Source organism: Lysinibacillus sp. KCTC 33748 (assembly GCF_002237755.1).
GTDB lineage: Bacteria > Bacillota > Bacilli > Bacillales_A > Planococcaceae > Lysinibacillus.
The window spans coordinates 41,763-60,267 of the sequence record NZ_MWSJ01000024.1; the positions used below are offsets into that span (position 1 = coordinate 41,763).

An 18,505-nucleotide genomic window follows, 5' to 3' on the forward strand; every position below is an offset into this window, starting at 1 on the left:
CGAAGACAATGAAAATTATTCACATAGATCAAAAATATCCTGAGGATTGGATTCGCGTATTAAATCATATTGCGAATTTATTTTTTGAGGATTCCAAGTTAAAAGTAGAAGCTGAAGGAACAGATATGACAGTGTCATTTGAATATAACATTGGTGATGATTTTTCCATTTCTACAAAAGCTGTGCTTGAGGTAGATGGTAAGCGTTATACGAATGATTACCGTATTCAATACGAATCTGGGGCTGAAGGACGTGAGCTAAATATTCGTATGAAGCGTGCTTTGTCACACGTATTTTTAGATGTGCTAGAGCAACATACGGGCATGCAACAACAGTGGGGAATTTTAACGGGCGTACGTCCGACTAAGTTGTACCATAAATTTCGAATGGCCGGAAAAAGAGATGAAGAAATTGCTGATATCCTAATTCGTGATTTCCGTTTGTCAGAGGAAAAGGTAGCGCTACTAAAAGAAATAGTTGAACGTCAGTTAGTAACGATTCCTGATATAGATGAAATCGGTAAAGAAATAAGTATTTATATAGGCATTCCTTTTTGCCCGACTAAATGTGCTTATTGTACTTTCCCAGCGTATGCGATTGGCAGCAATCGCAAGCAAGGGCGAGTTGCAACATTTTTAGATGGATTGCATATCGAATTACGTGAAATGGGTAAATGGCTGAAGGACAATAATATGAAAATAACGTCCATTTATTGGGGTGGTGGTACACCGACATCAATCGAGGCAGATGAAATGGATGCATTGTATCAGACGATGTATGACTCCTTCCCAAATCCTGATACAATCCGTGAAGTAACTGTTGAAGCGGGCAGACCTGATACGATTACGCCTGAAAAACTAGAAGTGTTAAAAAAATGGGGCATTGACCGAATAAGTGTTAATCCACAATCTTACACAGATGAGACCCTTAAAGCAATTGGTCGCCATCATACGGTACAAGAAACAATTGATAAGTTCTGGTTAGCGCGTGAATCAGGCATGAATAATATTAATATGGATTTAATTATTGGTTTACCGAATGAAGGGATTGAAGAGTTCCAAAATTCATTAGATGAATCTGCAAAAATGCAGCCAGAATCGCTAACAGTACACACATTATCATTTAAACGTGCATCAGAAATGACACGTAATAAGAATAAGTACAAGGTAGCAGACCGTGATACTGTTGCAGAAATGATGCATATGGCGCAAGTATGGACGAAGGAAAATGAATATGTACCGTACTATTTATATCGTCAAAAAAATATTTTAGGTAATTTAGAAAATGTCGGCTACAGTAAAGCTGGAGAAGAAAGTATCTATAATATTGTCATCATGGAAGAAGTACAGACTATTCTAGGGATTGGCTGTGGAGCCTCCTCTAAATTTGTTCATCCTGAGACAGGAAAGATTACACAGTTCCATAATCCAAAAGATCCTGCTGCCTACATCATGACGTTTGAAGAGGCGATCGGTAAAAAAATTGAGTTTTTAGATGAATTATATAAGGCATAAACAAGATGGCAGTCTGATGTTTTTCAGGTTGCCTTTTTTTATTCCGATAAATCCATGAAACATCCCGATAAAGCTAAAAAGTATTCCGATAAAAGCTCAGGAATGTTTTTAGTCTGAATTATAATGATGATAAGCGTCTAACTAAAATGAGTGGAGGTATAACATGAAAGTCGTTATTAGTCCAGATTCCTATAAGGGAACTTTGTCGGCCATCGAGGTAGCTAGTGCCATGCAGGCAGGAGTATTGGACGTTGATCCATCGATTGAAACAGTCATTTTACCAGTTGCAGACGGTGGAGAAGGTACACTAGAAGCACTTGTTACTTCAACAGAAGGTCAATATTTTTCGCACCGTGTGCTTAATCCATTGGGAAGAGAAATTGAAGCGAGATACGGTGTGCTTGGTGATAATGAAACATGTGTTATTGAAATGGCTCAGGCATCTGGCATTATGCTGTTGCAGGATGACGAAAGAAATCCTGAGCTTGCATCGACGTATGGGACGGGGCAGCTAATCGAGGCGGCTCTTGATAAAGGGTTTAGAAAATTTATTGTCGGAATCGGCGGTAGTGCGACAAATGATGCTGGTATAGGCATGTTAAAGGCACTTGGATTGCAACTAAAAAAAGAAGATGGCACCTTAATTGCTGATGGAGTATCGGCACTATTAGATTTATCCTCAATTGATGACAGTCAGCTAGATTCTCGATTAGCTGAAGCAAAATTTATTATTGCCTGTGATGTTGATAATCCACTGATTGGAGAGCGAGGGGCAACAGCTATTTTTGGGCCTCAAAAAGGTGTTAAAGAGCATCAAATTGCTTATTTTGATAGCTGCTTAAAGCAGTTTGCGGACATTGTTGAAAAGCATGTTGGTATTCGATTACACGATTACAAAGGGGCAGGCGCTGCAGGTGGAATGGGAGGCGCGTTAATCGCCTTTTTAAACGGCAGTTTTCATGCAGGTATTGAGATTGTGATGAATGCAGTACAGTTAAAAAAGCATTTAGAAGGTGCCGAGTTTGTAATGACAGGTGAAGGAAAATCAGATCGCCAAACATTACATGGGAAAGCGCCATTAGGTGTGGCAAAGGCTGCAACATTAGCGAGTGTACACGCTGTGTTATTGTCGGGGGCAATAGATGAAAATGATAAACCTGCATTACTTGAACATTTCACTGTAGTTGAATCATTAGTAGATGAGGCTATTAGTGTTTCGCAGGCAATGCAAGAGCCTTATTATTTTATTCGCATGAAAACTAAGAAAATGGTTGAGCATTATATACAAAATGGGTATAACTTTGATCCGTTGTAAGTTGATCTTGCGACTCAGCGAACGCCCCCAGCCCATCGGTAGCTCTCTTTTTTGTATAATAGAAAAGTAGAAAGGAAGTTAGAAATGAAAAAATTAATAGTAATGCTCCTTTGTATTTTTTTATTAGCAGGCTGTACGGAGGCGTCAAATACGAAGAAAGTATCCGTCACTGCGGGACATGAAATGCGCGTACATTTTATTGATGTAGGGCAAGGAGATTCGATTTTTATTGAATCGCCAAACGGCAAAACAATGCTTGTTGATGGAGGCGTTAAAGGAGCCGGTCAAAAGGTTGTTTCGTATTTGAAGGAACTCGGTGTGAACAAGCTTGATATAGTGGTCGCAACCCATCCTGATGCAGACCATATTGGTGGTTTAATTCCTGTGTTGAATTCGATAGATATTGGACAATTTTATGATTCAGGGAAGGTACATACATCTCAAACTTTTGAAGAGATGCTGACACTTATTGATACGAAGAATATTCCTTATAATGTTCCGAAAACCGGCGATCGTATTACGTTTGATGATGATATAAATGTGAAGGTGTTAAACGCCAATGAAAATGCAACAGATAATAATGATGCTTCTATTGTTTTAAAACTTGCATATGGCAATGTATCATTTTTATTAACAGCTGACGCGGGGGTAGCGTTAGAAAAAGAGATGATGCAGGACGATGTGAACGCAACGATCTTAAAGGCAGGTCATCATGGATCTAACACGAGTAGCTCTGCGGAGTTCATTCAGAAAGTACATCCTGAAGTGGCAATTTTAAGCTATGGAGAGGGCAATAAGTATGGTCATCCTCATGCTGAAGTAGTTGAGCGATTACAAGCAATTGGCAGTGAAATTTACGCAACTGCAGAAGCGGGAACTGTTATCGTATCAACAGATGGGGTAAACTATGAGGTGAATTCGAAAGAATGGTCTGGAACCATCGCCTCATCACCAACAGCACCACCAACTACGAGTGCAACTGTTGAAATTGTTAATAAAGATTTAATAGAAGAAATTGTAGGCATTAAAAATAACGGTAATGAAGCAGTGTCCTTAAAAGATTGGCAGCTTATATCAATTGAAGGGCATCAAGTTTTTAACTTTCCCAATGTGACATTGCAACCAGGGAAAACGATGTATGTCACTAGTGGCTCAAATGCACGAGAAGGTCAAAACTATTTAAAATGGACAAAGAAACAGATTTGGCTGAATGATGGGGATGCTGCACAATTACGTAATGCGAAAGGGGATATTGTTAGTGAGCTCGACTAAATACACCTTAGACCGTATTGAAGATGGATATGCAGTTTTTTTGAAGTACCCAGAGGAAGAGGAGCAGCTAATCATTTTACAGTCTACTATGAATAAACCAGTGCAAGTAGGCGCTCGTGTGCTAATTGAAGAAATAGACGGCATCTACCAGATTGGAATTTTAAAAGAAGAAACGGAGCAGAAAAAGGCTGATATACAAAGCTTAATGGATAGATTGCGTAGAAAAAATCAATAGTAGAAGAGGCTAGGATTAGGCTCATCACTTAAAGTTAGGGATGGCATTTGTAAAAGCGTATGTCATGATTTTCATTGCAATTGGGACGACCCCAGGTGGAATGGACATCACCCCTACGTTATGGTGGTGAGCCTAAATTTTTGCTGTTCAAATCGAAGCATGAAAAACTAAAAACGCTATGCTAAATATTTTGAATATATGCTAAAATAATTATACTAATAGGAAGCTAGGAGCTGACACAATGTCAATTAACACAATTATTTTTGATTTAGATGATACGCTATTATGGGATAAAAAATCCGTTAAAACAGCATTTGAAAAAACATGTGAATACGCAGCAACACTACATAATGTGAATCCGGCTGAGCTTGAGGACGCTGTGCTTAAAGAAGCACGTGCACTTTACGAAGGCTATGAAACATATGATTACACGGTGTTAATCGGCATTAACCCATTTGAAGGACTTTGGGGAACATTCGATGATCCAACAGATTCTTTCCAGAAAATGAAAAACATCGTACCAGGCTATCGTACAGAAGCATGGACAAAAGGCTTATTGGCTCTTGGCATGGATGATACACAACTAGGGGCGGAGCTAGGGGAGCGCTTTGTGGCAGAGCGTAAAGTGTCTCCATTCTTATATGAAGATACTTTTGATGTGCTAGATAAGCTGAAAGGAAAGTATCAACTCGTATTACTGACAAATGGAGCACCAAGTTTACAAAATTTAAAGCTTGAAATAACACCAGAAATCGCCCCATATTTTGACCATATCATTATCTCTGGGGACTTTGGCAAAGGGAAACCAGATGCCTCTATTTTCGAACATGTAATGGAGAAGGTAAGTATTACAGCAGACGATGCGATCATGGTTGGAGATAATTTAAATACTGATATTTTAGGCTCATCCCGTGTTGGTATGCGCAACGTTTGGATTAATCGTGAAAACAATGCGCCAAATGGCGTTGTTACACCAACATATGAAGTTGATTCTTTAACTGCATTATTAGAACTTGTAAATAAGCTATAAGCTAAAATGTACTGATTTGGGTGTATTCATAAACAAGGGTTGATTTTCACTCCGAGTTGACGCTTTCTGCAGTGCTTTTAGCGCAAGCTCATCCCGCAGAACTCTCCAAGCAAATAGAAAAAGCGTATTTTGAAAAAAGATTGATCAAAATACGCTTTTTCTATATACACTTGAATAAGTGAGTAATATCTCAAAATTCCTACTGAATGTCAACTTCTTATCTCTTACTTAATTATTCACATAAAAACAAACATGATTTCTCAAATCTGTTAACATCACTTGATACGAAATACCAGTGATCATCTATTTTTTTGTAATCACTATAATAATCAAACTCTTTAGCAGTCGGAAATTTACCTGTGGATGAAAAAATAAATCCTTCCTGTAAACCCTGCATATCCATAAAGGGGGGTTCAGCTGATTGGAAATAGACAAAAAAATGATCTTTCGAATGCATACCTACTCTGATCGTCTCAGATTTAACCGCATCAATATATTGCGGGGGAGTGTAATACGAGTAAAAACCTTTAGCTCCGTATCTATTTGCTTCTTTTTTTATTTCCCCATTGACTAACATACTAATGATTTCATCTCTATCATCTTTATAAAAATAAAAATTCACTTCTGTTCTAATCAATGGTGGCACTACAAGTACTATGAGTAGTGTTATTAATTGAATAATAATTGGAACCCATTTTTTTTGGAATGAATAAATGAGTGAATAAATAAAGATGACTGTAAATGACCCATATGTTATTAATGCTAACTTAGAAGATTCATTCCCGATAAGCTTAAATACTGTATAAAACAATAATAAAATACTACTTCCTATTGCAAAGTAGATTATATTTTTTTTCATAATTGCTACTCTCCTAAAACGATATAAAACTTTTAAAAGCAACCAATGGTTTCAAAATCATTGCTTCGAAATATTTTTTTATTTTAACATATCCGATTTTCCCTAACAATTCGCACAGATAAACCCCATGTTGTTGTTGCTGTCGCTTCGCTTTCGCACAGTCAAAACCATGTTGCTGTCGCTTCGCTTTCGCTGCCCGCCGTATGTCCCCAGGAAAGCACTCAGTCGGAACGGACATCAACCTAACGTTATTGTGATGTACCAAAAAAATAAGAAGAGGCTGGGACATAAGTATGTTTTTACGACAAATTTAAAAAATTCCACATCGGAAAAGCGTGAGAAATCAACGTTTCTAAAATTGATTTCTCACGCTTTTTAAGGTTTTGACCAGTTATGTCCCGGCCTCTATCAATTAATCTATTATAGGTTAATCGCTCTTACTTCATCAATATTTTCAAGCTGTGCAACGAATGTTAGATCTTCTTCTGATACAGCATTATCGACTGTTAACATCATGACAGCTGTTCCACCAACTTGTGCACGACCAACTTGCATTGTTGCGATGTTCACATCTTTTTCTGCTAGCTTCGTTGCTACGCGGCCGATTGCACCTGGTTTGTCTGTGTTTTTAATGTAAAGAAGGTGACCTTGTGGAATAACGTCAACAACATAGTCTTCTACTTTAACAATACGTGCACCTAAACCATTTAATAATGTACCAGCAACTGTATGTGTTTCGTTAACTGTTTTAATTTCAATCGTAATTAAGCTAGTGAAGCCTTTAGCAGTTGTTGTTTTATGCTCATTTATTTTCATGCCGATACGTTCAGATAGGTAACGGGCATTTACGTCATTAACATGATTACCGTGATTTTTAGATAATAAGCCTTTTAACGCGTTTGATGTTAATGGACGAACATCATAATTTGCAACTTCACCAGCATAAGATAAGTTGATTTCTTTCACAGGCTCAGTTGTTAGTTGAGATAAGAATGAACCAAGTTTTTCAGCTAATTCAAAGAAAGGCTCCACTTGTGCAAGCAACTCTTTTGGAATAGATGGCATGTTCACTGGGTTAGTTACAGTACCTGTTTTATAGAATTTAATGATGTCGTTTGAAACGTCAACCGCTACTGATTCTTGTGCTTCAATTGTAGATGCACCTAAGTGAGGTGTTGCAATTACTTCTGGTAAAGTAAGTAGCTTGTGATCTGTTGCTGGCTCAGTTACGAATACGTCAAGAGCAGCACCAGCTACTTTACCTTCAACGATTGCATCATATAAATCATCCTCATTGATAATACCGCCACGTGCACAGTTAATGATACGCACGCCATTTTTCATCATAGCGAATTTTTCTTTGTTAATTAGGTTGCGTGTCTCAGGAAGAAGTGGTGTGTGTACTGTAATGAAATCTGCAGCTGCACAAATTTCTTCAACTGTTGATTTTGTTACCCCTAATTCTTTAGCACGTTCATCTGTTAGGAATGGATCGTATGCCATAACGTTCATGCGTTGACCTTTTGCACGATATGCAACTTCAACACCGATACGACCGAAGCCTACAACACCTAAAGTTTTATTTTTAAGCTCAACCCCAACATAAGATTTACGATCCCATTTACCATTTTTAAGTGTATTGAATGCTTGTGGGATGTGACGAGCAAGTGAAGTCATCATGGCAATAGTGTGCTCAGCAGCAGAGTTAGTGTTACCGTCTGGTGCATTTACAACGATAATCCCATGTTCAGTTGCAGCAGTTAGATCGATGTTGTCTACACCTACTCCAGCACGTCCGATAAGTTTTAAGTTTTTAGCCGCTTCAATTACTTCACGTGTTACCGTTGTTTGAGAACGTACTAGTAAAACATCTACATCTGCAATTTTTGCGATTAATTCTTCTGGTGCAAGACCAGTATCAACAATGATATTTAAGTCTAGGTCTTGTTCTTGTCGTAGTGGGAAAATACCATCTTCACTTAGTGGGTCAGCGATAAATACGTTAATTGCCTTTGTTGCAGTAGTCATTTGTAATGTAGTCATTTGTAATTAGCTCCTTTTAATTAAAAAATGTTAGTGTTCTTTATAGACAAAACAGTCTGAATTTTACGGAGATAGTACATCTTATACTATACAAATCTCCTTTGTAGAAATGAACAATAAAAAAGCCCTCCGCGCCTTACAAACACAAATATTGTGTTGTAAGGGGCGAAAGGCATAATAAACATTGGTTCGCGGTACCACCCTTAATCACTGCTTAAAAAATTTCTAGCAGTCTTAGCTATATGCGTAACGTGCATGTGACGGATAAGCTTACTTTGGAGATGTTCGGCTTATCTATTCAGGAGTGGAACTATTATCGTAGAAATCACTGATTTACACCAACCATCAGCTCTCTTTGGATTTTCTAGCGACTAGCGTGTCTCCGTCGTTATATTTTCGTGTGATTTAATTGTTAACATCATAATCCTTATTGTTCACCTTTGTCAACATTATTTCTGAAAAAGATTAAAATTCATGACTCTAGATGTCTGAAATACAACCAAATACGAACGTTTATTCATTGAACATAATTAATTGTTCGTGTTTCAAGAGAGGACAATGAAAGCGCTACCGATATATGTTAAGTCAGATTACATGCACGTTTAACAAATATTTGAGGTCGAAAATTATACGATGGAAACTTTCTTTGTTTAGTGGAGGAAAGCGAACATTTTTTTCTTGTCACAATTTTGTCAAAATTACGATGTGTAGAAGGTAAACCGTCAATTAGAGAAGAATGTAAGTAAGGAAGATTGATTTTTAGGGGGTGTAGAATGATGTATGATGTAGCAATTGTCGGTGCAGGATTGGCAGGGTTAGTAGCTGCCTGTGAGTTAGCGGATGCAAAGAAAAAAATTCTATTAGTAGATCAAGAACCTGAAAATTCAATGGGGGGACAGGCATTTTGGTCCTTTGGGGGTATTTTTTTAGTGAATTCACCCGAGCAAAGAAGGCTTGGTATTAAAGATAGTAAAGAGCTTGCGTGGCAGGATTGGCAAGGAACGGCTGGCTTCGATCGCTTGGAGGATGAAGATTCGTGGGCATACAAATGGGCTAGAGCTTATGTAGATTTTGCAGCTGGTGAAAAATATAGCTGGTTAAAGTCTATGGGAATTAAGTTTTTTCCAGTCGTCGGTTGGGCAGAACGAGGGGGATCCTTAGCAGGCGGCCACGGTAATTCAGTACCTAGATTCCATATCGTTTGGGGAACCGGACCAGGTATTGTAAAGCCTTTTGTTGAAAAAGTGAAAAAGGCCATAAAGAATGGTTTTATAGATTTTAAACCAAGACATCGTGTAGATGAATTTATGCAACAAGATGGAAGGATAACGGGGATTAGTGGAACAGTTTTGGCGCAAAGCTATGCAAACCGTGGTGAAAAAAGCTCTAGATTGGGCATAGGTGAATTTTCTTATGAAGCTGGAGCGGTTATTGTGGCCAGCGGTGGAATAGGTGCAAATTTTGATTTAGTTAGAAAAAGTTGGCCAACACGACTTGGAACACCACCGAAAAATATGGTCTGTGGTGTACCTGCTTATGTAGACGGTAGAATGTTAGAAATTACGGAGCATGCCGGTGGACGTATCGTTAATCGAGACCGCATGTGGCATTATACAGAAGGCTTGAAAAATTGGGACCCTATTTGGCCCAATCACGGTATTCGAATTTTGCCGGGCCCTTCATCATTATGGTTTGATGCAGAGGGCAATCGATTTAAAGCACCTAATTTTCCTGGTTTTGATACGTTAAGTACATTAGAAGCCATTCAAAAAACTGGCTATGATTACTCATGGTTTATTTTAACGGAAAAAATTATTGAAAAAGAATTTGCCTTATCGGGCTCTGAGCAAAATCCTGATTTAACAAATAAAAGTATTATGGATGTTCTGAAACGTGTTTTGCCAGGGCCACCTGCTCCCATTCAAGCATTTAAAAATTATGGTGAAGATTTTGTTATTGCTAATGATTTAAAGGAATTAGTTGATGGAATGAACAAATTGGCTGGCAATGACCTTCTCGATTTTATCAAAATAAAAGAGCAAATTTTAGCAAGGGATCGTGAAATGGACAATAAATTTTCAAAGGACTTACAGGTTAATGCTATTCATGGCGCAAGAAACTATGTAGGTGATAAATTTGTGCGCGTTGCGAAGCCCCATAAAATATTAGATCCTAACAATTGGCCACTTATTGCGGTTCGCTTAAATATTTTAACGCGTAAAACATTAGGGGGCTTACAGACGAATTTGAATGGTGCTGTGTTAGGTGCGGATGGTCAGCCTGTACCAGGTTTATTTGCAGCTGGAGAAGTTAGTGGTTTTGGTGGCGGCGGTGTACATGGGTACCGTGCATTAGAGGGGACGTTTGTTGGAGGTTGTTTATTTAGTGGTCGTCAGGTAGGGCGTTACTTAGCCAAAGGAGAATGAAGGAAATTTAAGTGTGGAAAATCGCTCGGGTATGTCGATTAAGTTTATTCCTTTACAGACAATGAATAAATCCTCAAAAATATGAAAGAGCATCACCACAAAATGGATGATGCTCTTTTTTCTTATAAAGAAGAATTTTGAACTTGAGCGATTTTAGCGATTTGTTCCTCAATTTGCTCTTTTGTCCAACCATTCTCTTCAACGAAGAAGTTACGTTTTGCGCGGCGGCATTCGTCTGAACAGCTACGCATATAAAAGGCCTCATGCTTTTCCTCGCAAAGCATTAATTTATGGCATTCAGGATTTGCACAGTTTGTATAACGTTCTGTCGGTTCACCAGTAAAGAAATCCTTACCGACAATCACATGCTCAACCTGATTAATGGGTACACTGCGACGACGATCAAAGACGAACATTTGCCCATCCCATAGTTGGCCTTTTACTTCAGGATCTTTAGCATACGTGGCAATACCACCATGTAATTGGCCAACACTTTCTCCATAGCCTTCACGTTTTAACCAGCCAGAGAATTTTTCGCAGCGGATACCACCTGTGCAGTAAGTTAAAACTTTCTTGTCAGCAAAATCTTCTTTGTGGGCCTCCATCCAAGCTGGTAAGTCACGGAAGTTTTCTATATCTGGACGAATAGCGCCACGGAAATGTCCAAGGTCATATTCATAATCATTGCGTGCATCAATAACTACCGTATTATCTTCCTGCATACGTTCCATAAATTCCTTTGGTGATAAATAATCGCCTGTTATTTCTAAAGGATTAATATCGTCTTCTAAACCAAGGTGCACAATTTCTCGACGTGGGCGAACATGCATTTTTTTAAAGGTATCCTCTTCAGCTTCATCAATTTTCCACATAATGTCGCTAAAACGAGGATCTGCCTTCATATGATTCATGTAAGCATCAGTTTGCTCGACTGTACCTGAAACGGTTCCGTTAATGCCTTCATAGCCAACTAAAATACGACCAAGAAGCCCGATATCTTTACAAAGTGCTAAATGTTCCTCTGCGAATGCCACAGGGTCTTCAATAGCTATATATTTATAATAAAGTAATACACGATAGTCTTTCTGTGTCACAATTATTAACCACCTTTAAATCAATATTCGTCATTAAATATAGCATAACAAGTGCAATTTTGCGTAGGATAGAAGGAGTTTTCTAAAAAAACACGAATAGTACATAGTGAATGACTATTCATATTTGGGGGTGTTGGGATGGAATTTTCAACGATTACATTAGAGAAATTAGAACGCCGTGCAACATTAACATTAAATCGTCCACATGCCATGAATGCTATGGACGACGTGATGATGCGCGAACTAGCAGAATGCTTTGAGGCACTACAGCAAGAACAAGAAATACAAATTCTCGTTATTCGCGGAGAAGGAAAAGTCTTTTCAGCAGGTGGCGATATTAAAGCGATGCTAGATCCAGATAAGCCACTTAATATTAATGAGGCAATGGTTTACTTAACACGTATTGTCAAAGCATATTACCAGCTACCGATGATTGTCATTGCAGCGGTTCATGGAGCATCAGCTGGATTAGGCTTTAGTCTAGCGCTAGGGGCAGACATAGTGGTGGCATGTGAAAATAGTAAGCTTGCTATGAACTTCATCGGCATAGGGCTGATCCCTGATGGTGGTGGCCATTTCTTTATGAAGGAACGTGTGGGTACAGTCAAAGCTAAACAAATGATTTGGGAAGGAAAGGTGCTAACTGCATCGGAAGCACATGATGAAGGGTTAATTGACTACGTTGCACCAGATGGGACTGTTTTTGCGATTACTGACCAACTAGTAGGAAAAATGCTTGCTTCTCCAATTGCATCGATGATTACGACTAAAAAAATTCTACATGCTCAAAATTTACCGCAACTAGAGAGTATTTTATCTATGGAAGCAGCGGGGCAAGAAGCGATGCGTAAAACGACGGATCATTTAGAGGGAATTCATGCATTTGTAGAGAAAAGAGCACCTGCTTTTGTAGGAAAATAGATTTAACTTCTTTCATTGGGTGTCCAAACACCCGCCACGTCCTGTGGCAATGACTGAGTGACCAACATCATGTTGCTACCGCTACGATTTTGCGCAAAAAACATCTGTTGGCCTAAAAGGCGCGTAGTAAATTGTACTACGTGCCTTTTACTAGCCATTTTTAGACATGAAATAAGATTAATTTACCCGAAGAGTTAACAAGACGATGAGTTTTGTTGGCAACACCTTTTTCTTCGATCTGCTGTAAACCGCTGATTTTTGCAGCCTCATCGTTTTCGAATGTCCAAGTTTCATCAAATAATGTTTCCCCAGTTTTTTCAAAAGCCGTAAAGCGATAATTCTCCATACAAACCCCACCCTTTACTTAAATATATATCTATTATACATAGAAGATTTATAAACTTCACGGTAAAACTAGCGAATATTTCGATAAATTATGAAAGTTGTGGAAAGTTTAAGGCAATACTATTAATGAATATTTGTTGAATACATTTCTCATCTAGTGGGAATTATGATAAAATAGAACAAATATTCGGTTCCGGCGTGATTCACGAATGTCTCATTATAAAAATGAGATACGTAAAAATTGATAAATTATAAAATCGGCGATTCCGATGTACTCAATAATTTACTGCGTTGCGAGTGAAAAAGAATGAAGTTAAGGTATAGATTATTTAATACTTGAGGTGGTTGGATGTCAGCAATTCGTTTTTTCCATATGGCGGATTTACATTTAGATAGTCCATTTAAGGGCTTATTTGGTTTACCCGAGCAAAATTTCAAAAAGATTCGAACAAGTACTTTCGAAGCTTTTGATAAAATTATTCAGAAAGCTATTCAGGAGAAACCTGATTTCTTACTGATTGTCGGTGATATATATGATGGTGAAAATCGAAGTTTACAAGCACAAAGACGATTTCAAGAGGCTATGGAAAAACTCTTTCAGCATAATATCCCTGTCATTTTAAGTTATGGGAATCATGATCACTTAAATGGTGCTTGGACGCGTTTTGCTTTACCGAGCAATGTCTATGAGTTACCAGCTGAAACTAGTGTTGTGCAATTAAACATACGTGGTCAACAAGTCAATATTTATGGCTTCAGCTATAGTGACCGTCATATAACGAAATCAATGATTGATAGTTATCCTGTTGCACAGGACCAGCATGTTATTCATATTGGTATGCTTCACGGTAGTGAGGCTAGCGATACTTCACATGCTGTTTACGCTCCTTTCACAAAAGATCAACTGCTTGAAAAAAACTATCATTACTGGGCTTTAGGACATATTCATAAACGACAATTTTTACATCAAAATCCACCGATTGTTTATCCAGGCAATATTCAAAGCCGACATCGGAAAGAGCAAGGGATAAAGGGTTTCTATGACGTAACTTTGTCACAATCCTCTACAGATTTGGAATTTGTACCGACATCTGCTGTTGTTTATAACACGGTAGAGGTTGATTGTGCGAATGTGTTTCATGCAAATGAACTACTTAAAAAATGTGAAGAAGTTTTGATGCTTAATCGTCAAGAGTTTGGGGCGTCTGTTGTTGAACTTCATTTGAAAAATATAGATGAACAATCACAATCTTTATTTGAACATGCTACAGTTGACGCATGGCTAGAAACTATTCGAGAAGCCGAGGATGGAATTGAACCGATGTGCTGGGTGCAAAAGCTCGTGTTACATCAAGCGTCCATATTGTATGAACATACTGCTGCGACTGAATCCGTGATGAATTTAATGGAGGAATGGGATATTTCTGAATGGAAGGATATTTTAAAGGAACTATACCAACATGCTGGCGGTGCAAGGCTGATTGAACCTTTAACAGAGCAAGACATTAAAAATTTAATGCACGACGCACAAGAATTATTAGCAGAAGAAATTCAAAGGGCGTGAATAACATGCTAACGATACAAAAAATCCAAATTTATGGCTTTGGAAAGCATGAAAATATCACCATTACTTTACGCGAAGGGGTTACCATTTTTTATGGTATGAATGAAGCGGGGAAAACGACCATTCAACAGTTTATTTTACAAATGCTTTTTGGATTTCCTACGAGGCAACAGGCACAACGTAAATATGAGCCGAAAGCATCGACTAAATTCGGTGGTCAGCTGACGATTTGGCATCCAACGTATGGGCAATGCACGATCGAACGTATGAAAGGAAAGGCAGCTGGAGATGTTACGGTCTATTTAGAAGACGGAACAATGGGGCATGAGGAGCTTTTAGCAAAGCTATTATATGGTTATTCAAAAGCCTCCTTTGAGTCTATTTTCTCCTTTTCATTACACGAGCTACAGGGCATTGAAAAAATGTCAGAGGAGGAGCTAACACATTTGTTACTTGCCTCTGGAACAACTGGGATACAACAACTATCAACTCTAGAAAAGAAATTGGACAAAGATGCTAGTGAGCTTTTTAAAAAAGCAGGCAAAGTGCCACTCATTAATCAAAAATTGGAGCATTTAAAAAAGCTAGAACGTACGATTAAACAAGAGCAAGGTAATATTCAGACCTTTGAGGATAAATTATTACAATTACAGCAGCTCGATTTAAGGCTAGAGGGCTTATATAGTCAACAAAAAACAGAGCAGCAAAATTGGGAGCAACTCACAATTTTGAGGCAGGCTATGCCACTTCTAAAGCAGCAAAAGTCTTTCGAACAGACGCAAAAAAGCTATGAACATGTGCAGTTTCCTCCAGAAGGGATCCGACGCTATGAGCAATTAAAGGATCGACTTATGCATGAAACACTGCAAATGGAGCAGCTGAAGGATCAGTATCAGGGACTGCAACGTAAGCTACAATTAACAGTGGACGAGCAAGTTATTACTGAGATGTCTCGTCTTGTGAACAAGGAAGCAACATGGAATCAGTTAGTTGTAAAGGAACAGAACTTAATGGATGAGCTGTATTTAATTGAGCAAGAAATAGAAGCTCAGTTCCGTTTATTAGGTGTTCAGGAAAAAACAGCGCAAGATATTTTGCTTGAAGAAACCGTATCATTACAGCAAGAGGAACAATTTCAACAACAGTTAAGCCTATTGGAAGAAGCAGAAGAAGAGCTGAAATTTCATTTGCGTTCGTTAGAGCAACTACATGCAGAATTAGATACAATTGCTCAACTGCAACAACAGCTTCACCAGGAGTCATTAACTACGGAGGAAGAACATATTTTAGCACAGTGGCCACAGCGTAAGCGAAAGCTTGAACAATTGCGTTATGGAAGGTCACAACGCTCGAAACAACAACAACCAAGTATTTTTATATTTATTGTATTAGCTATAAGTATACTGTCGTGTATCTATGGTGTTATGGAAAAAAATATGGCTGTTATCGTTGTAGGAGCGGTTATGTCACTCATCATTATTTTATATTTAAAATTTGCTAGACAAGCTCATGAAGCGCCGAGTAAACAACAGAGTCAGCAAATGCGTGAGTTAGAGCAGGAGGAAAATATTGCTCAGACTATCCTGCTAAAAAAACAAAAATTTGAGGATCGATTGTTGCATGCAAATGAGCAACAGCAAGAAAAAGAACGTCAATATGTGAAACTTGAATATAAAATTCAACGGGCTGAGCATGTAAGTGGAGAGGCTACTCAGTTGCTCCACCATTTTTTAGGGCGCTATCGGTTAGAGGGAAATATACCGAAAACATTATTACCAGAACTGTTTATGCGCATTCGTGGTGCTCAAGAGTTGGCAGCAAAAAAGAAGAGTACATTTACGCTTTTACAAACGATACAAGCGGAGAAAAACGAGTTACTAGAACAGATACAGCGAGTCTTAAAGACAGAATATAGTGAGCAAGAAATCTTTATGCATTTACGTACTACATTTCTTACTTTACAGCAGGAGCAACAAATATCCCAACAAGCAAAAGAGCAGTTGACTAGTCTGCAGACTAAAATGCAAGGAGTGCAATCACATATAGACAGCTATGAGTCTGAAATTACTCAGTTATTTAATGCTGCGAATGTACAAACAGAGAAGGGCTATTATGAAACACATGAACAATTTGAGCAACAACAACAAATAAAAACAGAACTTCAAGCCATTCAGAGTCAGCTAGCCTCGCTAAATGTAGACAACAAGCAGTCACTGCTAGAAGAGGAACAGCTAAATGAAAAACTGCTTACTTTAGAAGAAGAACGAGGAACAATGCAGGTAGCGATCGATCATTGCTTAGAACAACGTGCGACACTGCAAATCCAAAAGGAGAATCTTCTAAATGACGAGAAATATGGCCAGTTGCTTCAACAGTTTGAAGAAGAGAAATCAGTGTTGCAACAGCTGATAGGACAATGGGCTTCAAAAAAAGCATTGGCTACTGCGATCCATGAAACATTGTTCAGCCTAAGAGAAGAAAAACTACCTCATGTTTTGACAGAAGTTAATGCAATATTTAATACGTTTACAGGTGGGCGTTACGATAAGCTTTTAATAAACGATGAAGGCTATTTTGTTGCACAGGATGTTTCTGGATTACGTTATCAAATGGCAGAATTATCACAGGCTACAAAGGAGCAAGCTTATATTTCGTTGCGTATGGCACTAGCAAAAACGCTAACAACCTCTGCTCCATTTCCATTTATTATGGACGATCCTTTTGTCCATTTTGATCGAAACCGTACAGACAAAATGGTACAATTAATGAAAGAAGTAGGATATGAACGTCAAATTTTATATTTTACTTGCCATGACGCGATGCTCGAGCATTGGCAGAAAGACCAAATTGTCGATGTAGGAGCACTAGCAAATGAAAGGGGAGTGGCGTCAACATGAAGGGTATTACGACGCTCCAGGTTGGAGAAACAGTCGATCAATTTTTATTAATTAAACAGGCGACAAAAGGGGTTACCACAGTCGGAAAGCCATTTATGTCACTGTTATTACAAGATAAAAGTGGAGATATTGAAGCAAAGCTATGGGATACAAATGAAGATCATGAAAAAATGTATCACGCTGAAGCAATTGTCCGTGTAGGTGGAGAAATTCATGACTATCGTGGCAAAAATCAATTACGTATCAAGGCAATCCGTGTTGCAAAACCAGAGGAGGGAATTGCTATTAATGATTTAGTTCCTTCCTCGGCAACTCCAAAAGAAGAACTATATGAAGAATTGACGCAATTTTTCTTTGATATTAAAAATCCGAATATATCACGAATTACACGTACAGCTATTAAAAAACATCAGGATGCTATTTTAGTCTATCCAGCTGCTACGAAAAATCATCATGATTATGCATCTGGTCTATTAGATCATATGGTGTCCATGTTGAGACTAGGAAAAGCAATTGCTGATTTATATCCTACGTTAAATCGAGATTTGTTATATGCAGGGATTATTCTACATGATATTGGTAAAGTAGTTGAATTATCAGGACCTGTTGCAACAATGTATACGGTTGAAGGGAATTTACTTGGTCATATTACTATTATGGTCAATGAAATCGCCAAGATTGCTAGTGAACTAGAAATCGAGGGCGAGGAAGTCATGCTATTGCAACATATGGTACTATCTCACCACGGTAAAGAAGAATGGGGTAGCCCGAAAAAACCGATGATTCAAGAAGCGGAAATCTTACATTATATTGATAATATTGATGCGAAGATGAACATGCTAACAAGAGCATTAGGCAAAACAGCGCCAGGCGAATTTACGGAAAGACTATTTCCACTTGATAATCGATCGTTTTATAAACCGACTATATAGTAAATTCAAAGGTTGGGGATTACATTTTTCTTCATTTAGCAGACATTTTTGTATAAAA

Annotated in this window: 14 protein-coding genes and 1 other annotated feature; of the genes, 10 read left to right on the plus strand and 4 right to left on the minus strand. The window is 38.2% G+C overall.

Going from position 1 to position 18,505, the window contains the following annotated elements; all coding sequences use genetic code 11:
- The first annotated feature begins 8 nt into the window (after positions 1-8).
- The 5 genes from B1B04_RS21070 (at position 9) to B1B04_RS21090 (ending at position 5,366) form a co-directional block, all read left to right on the plus strand.
- On the plus strand, positions 9-1,514 hold the full coding sequence (locus B1B04_RS21070; RefSeq protein WP_079563314.1) for a coproporphyrinogen III oxidase: 1,506 nt from the start codon (positions 9-11) through the stop codon (positions 1,512-1,514).
- Between the two features lie 163 nt (positions 1,515-1,677).
- Complete coding sequence (locus B1B04_RS21075; protein ID WP_079563315.1) at positions 1,678-2,829, plus strand: glycerate kinase; 1,152 nt, start codon at positions 1,678-1,680, stop codon at positions 2,827-2,829.
- Positions 2,830-2,913: 84 nt separating this feature from the next.
- The gene (locus tag B1B04_RS21080) at positions 2,914-4,101 is read left to right on the plus strand and encodes an MBL fold metallo-hydrolase (protein WP_079563316.1); all 1,188 of its coding nucleotides are present in this window, start codon (positions 2,914-2,916) and stop codon (positions 4,099-4,101) included.
- Complete coding sequence (locus tag B1B04_RS21085; RefSeq protein ID WP_079563317.1) at positions 4,088-4,336, plus strand: DUF3006 domain-containing protein; 249 nt, start codon at positions 4,088-4,090, stop codon at positions 4,334-4,336. The genes B1B04_RS21080 and B1B04_RS21085 overlap by 14 nt, the downstream gene beginning before the upstream one ends.
- Positions 4,337-4,577: 241 nt before the next feature.
- Positions 4,578-5,366: an HAD family hydrolase gene (locus B1B04_RS21090; RefSeq protein WP_079563318.1), complete on the plus strand. Its 789-nt coding sequence runs from the start codon at positions 4,578-4,580 to the stop codon at positions 5,364-5,366.
- 232 nt (positions 5,367-5,598) lie between these two features.
- On the opposite strand, the gene B1B04_RS21095 is transcribed toward B1B04_RS21090, so the two are convergent.
- Together B1B04_RS21095 and serA are read right to left on the minus strand one after the other, a co-directional pair.
- Positions 5,599-6,225 (minus strand): hypothetical protein, encoded by a 627-nt coding sequence (locus tag B1B04_RS21095; RefSeq protein WP_079563319.1) that lies wholly within the window; start codon positions 6,223-6,225, stop codon positions 5,599-5,601.
- A gap of 420 nt (positions 6,226-6,645) precedes the next feature.
- On the minus strand, positions 6,646-8,253 hold the full coding sequence (gene serA / locus B1B04_RS21105) for a phosphoglycerate dehydrogenase (protein ID WP_094075119.1): 1,608 nt from the start codon (positions 8,251-8,253) through the stop codon (positions 6,646-6,648).
- A gap of 173 nt (positions 8,254-8,426) precedes the next feature.
- Positions 8,427-8,666 (minus strand) — a binding site (T-box leader).
- A 375-nt stretch (positions 8,667-9,041) separates the two neighbouring features.
- On the opposite strand from serA, the gene B1B04_RS21110 reads away from it, so the two are divergent.
- Positions 9,042-10,694, plus strand: a complete 1,653-nt coding sequence (locus tag B1B04_RS21110; RefSeq protein ID WP_079563322.1) for an FAD-binding dehydrogenase — start codon at positions 9,042-9,044, stop codon at positions 10,692-10,694.
- Between the two features lie 122 nt (positions 10,695-10,816).
- On the opposite strand, the gene trhO is transcribed toward B1B04_RS21110, so the two are convergent.
- Entirely contained in the window at positions 10,817-11,788 is a 972-nt protein-coding gene (gene trhO, locus B1B04_RS21115; RefSeq protein WP_079563323.1) for an oxygen-dependent tRNA uridine(34) hydroxylase TrhO, read from the minus strand.
- Positions 11,789-11,926: 138 nt separating this feature from the next.
- Between trhO and B1B04_RS21120 the strand changes: the two genes are divergently transcribed.
- Positions 11,927-12,709, plus strand: a complete 783-nt coding sequence (locus B1B04_RS21120; RefSeq protein ID WP_079563324.1) for an enoyl-CoA hydratase — start codon at positions 11,927-11,929, stop codon at positions 12,707-12,709.
- A 160-nt stretch (positions 12,710-12,869) separates the two neighbouring features.
- Here the strand turns inward: B1B04_RS21120 and B1B04_RS21125 are convergent, their stop codons facing one another.
- Entirely contained in the window at positions 12,870-13,055 is a 186-nt protein-coding gene (locus tag B1B04_RS21125) for a YhzD family protein (RefSeq protein ID WP_079563325.1), read from the minus strand.
- A gap of 348 nt (positions 13,056-13,403) precedes the next feature.
- Here B1B04_RS21125 and B1B04_RS21130 point away from each other — a divergent pair, with 348 nt between their 5' ends.
- From B1B04_RS21130 to yhaM, 3 genes are read left to right on the plus strand one after another with little or no spacing between them, the layout of a single operon-like run.
- Complete coding sequence (locus B1B04_RS21130) at positions 13,404-14,618, plus strand: metallophosphoesterase family protein (RefSeq protein ID WP_079563326.1); 1,215 nt, start codon at positions 13,404-13,406, stop codon at positions 14,616-14,618.
- Between the two features lie 5 nt (positions 14,619-14,623).
- Positions 14,624-17,515 (plus strand): ATP-binding protein, encoded by a 2,892-nt coding sequence (locus B1B04_RS21135; RefSeq protein ID WP_079563327.1) that lies wholly within the window; start codon positions 14,624-14,626, stop codon positions 17,513-17,515.
- Positions 17,512-18,447: a 3'-5' exoribonuclease YhaM gene (yhaM, locus tag B1B04_RS21140; RefSeq protein ID WP_079563328.1), complete on the plus strand. Its 936-nt coding sequence runs from the start codon at positions 17,512-17,514 to the stop codon at positions 18,445-18,447. The genes B1B04_RS21135 and yhaM overlap by 4 nt, the downstream gene beginning before the upstream one ends.
- Positions 18,448-18,505: the final 58 nt, after the last annotated feature.

Excerpts from the sequence above, each read along its gene's own strand:
- B1B04_RS21070 (WP_079563314.1), top strand. The coding sequence starts at position 9 with ATGAAAATTATTCACATAGATCAAAAATATCCTGAGGATTGGATTCGC.
- B1B04_RS21075 (WP_079563315.1), top strand. The coding sequence starts at position 1,678 with ATGAAAGTCGTTATTAGTCCAGATTCCTATAAGGGAACTTTGTCGGCC.
- B1B04_RS21080 (WP_079563316.1), top strand. The coding sequence starts at position 2,914 with ATGAAAAAATTAATAGTAATGCTCCTTTGTATTTTTTTATTAGCAGGC.
- B1B04_RS21090 (WP_079563318.1), top strand. The coding sequence starts at position 4,578 with ATGTCAATTAACACAATTATTTTTGATTTAGATGATACGCTATTATGG.
- B1B04_RS21095 (WP_079563319.1), bottom strand. The coding sequence starts at position 6,225 with ATGAAAAAAAATATAATCTACTTTGCAATAGGAAGTAGTATTTTATTA.
- serA (WP_094075119.1), bottom strand. The coding sequence starts at position 8,253 with ATGACTACTGCAACAAAGGCAATTAACGTATTTATCGCTGACCCACTA.
- B1B04_RS21110 (WP_079563322.1), top strand. The coding sequence starts at position 9,042 with ATGATGTATGATGTAGCAATTGTCGGTGCAGGATTGGCAGGGTTAGTA.
- B1B04_RS21120 (WP_079563324.1), top strand. The coding sequence starts at position 11,927 with ATGGAATTTTCAACGATTACATTAGAGAAATTAGAACGCCGTGCAACA.
- B1B04_RS21125 (WP_079563325.1), bottom strand. The coding sequence starts at position 13,055 with ATGGAGAATTATCGCTTTACGGCTTTTGAAAAAACTGGGGAAACATTA.
- B1B04_RS21130 (WP_079563326.1), top strand. The coding sequence starts at position 13,404 with ATGTCAGCAATTCGTTTTTTCCATATGGCGGATTTACATTTAGATAGT.
- B1B04_RS21135 (WP_079563327.1), top strand. The coding sequence starts at position 14,624 with ATGCTAACGATACAAAAAATCCAAATTTATGGCTTTGGAAAGCATGAA.
- yhaM (WP_079563328.1), top strand. The coding sequence starts at position 17,512 with ATGAAGGGTATTACGACGCTCCAGGTTGGAGAAACAGTCGATCAATTT.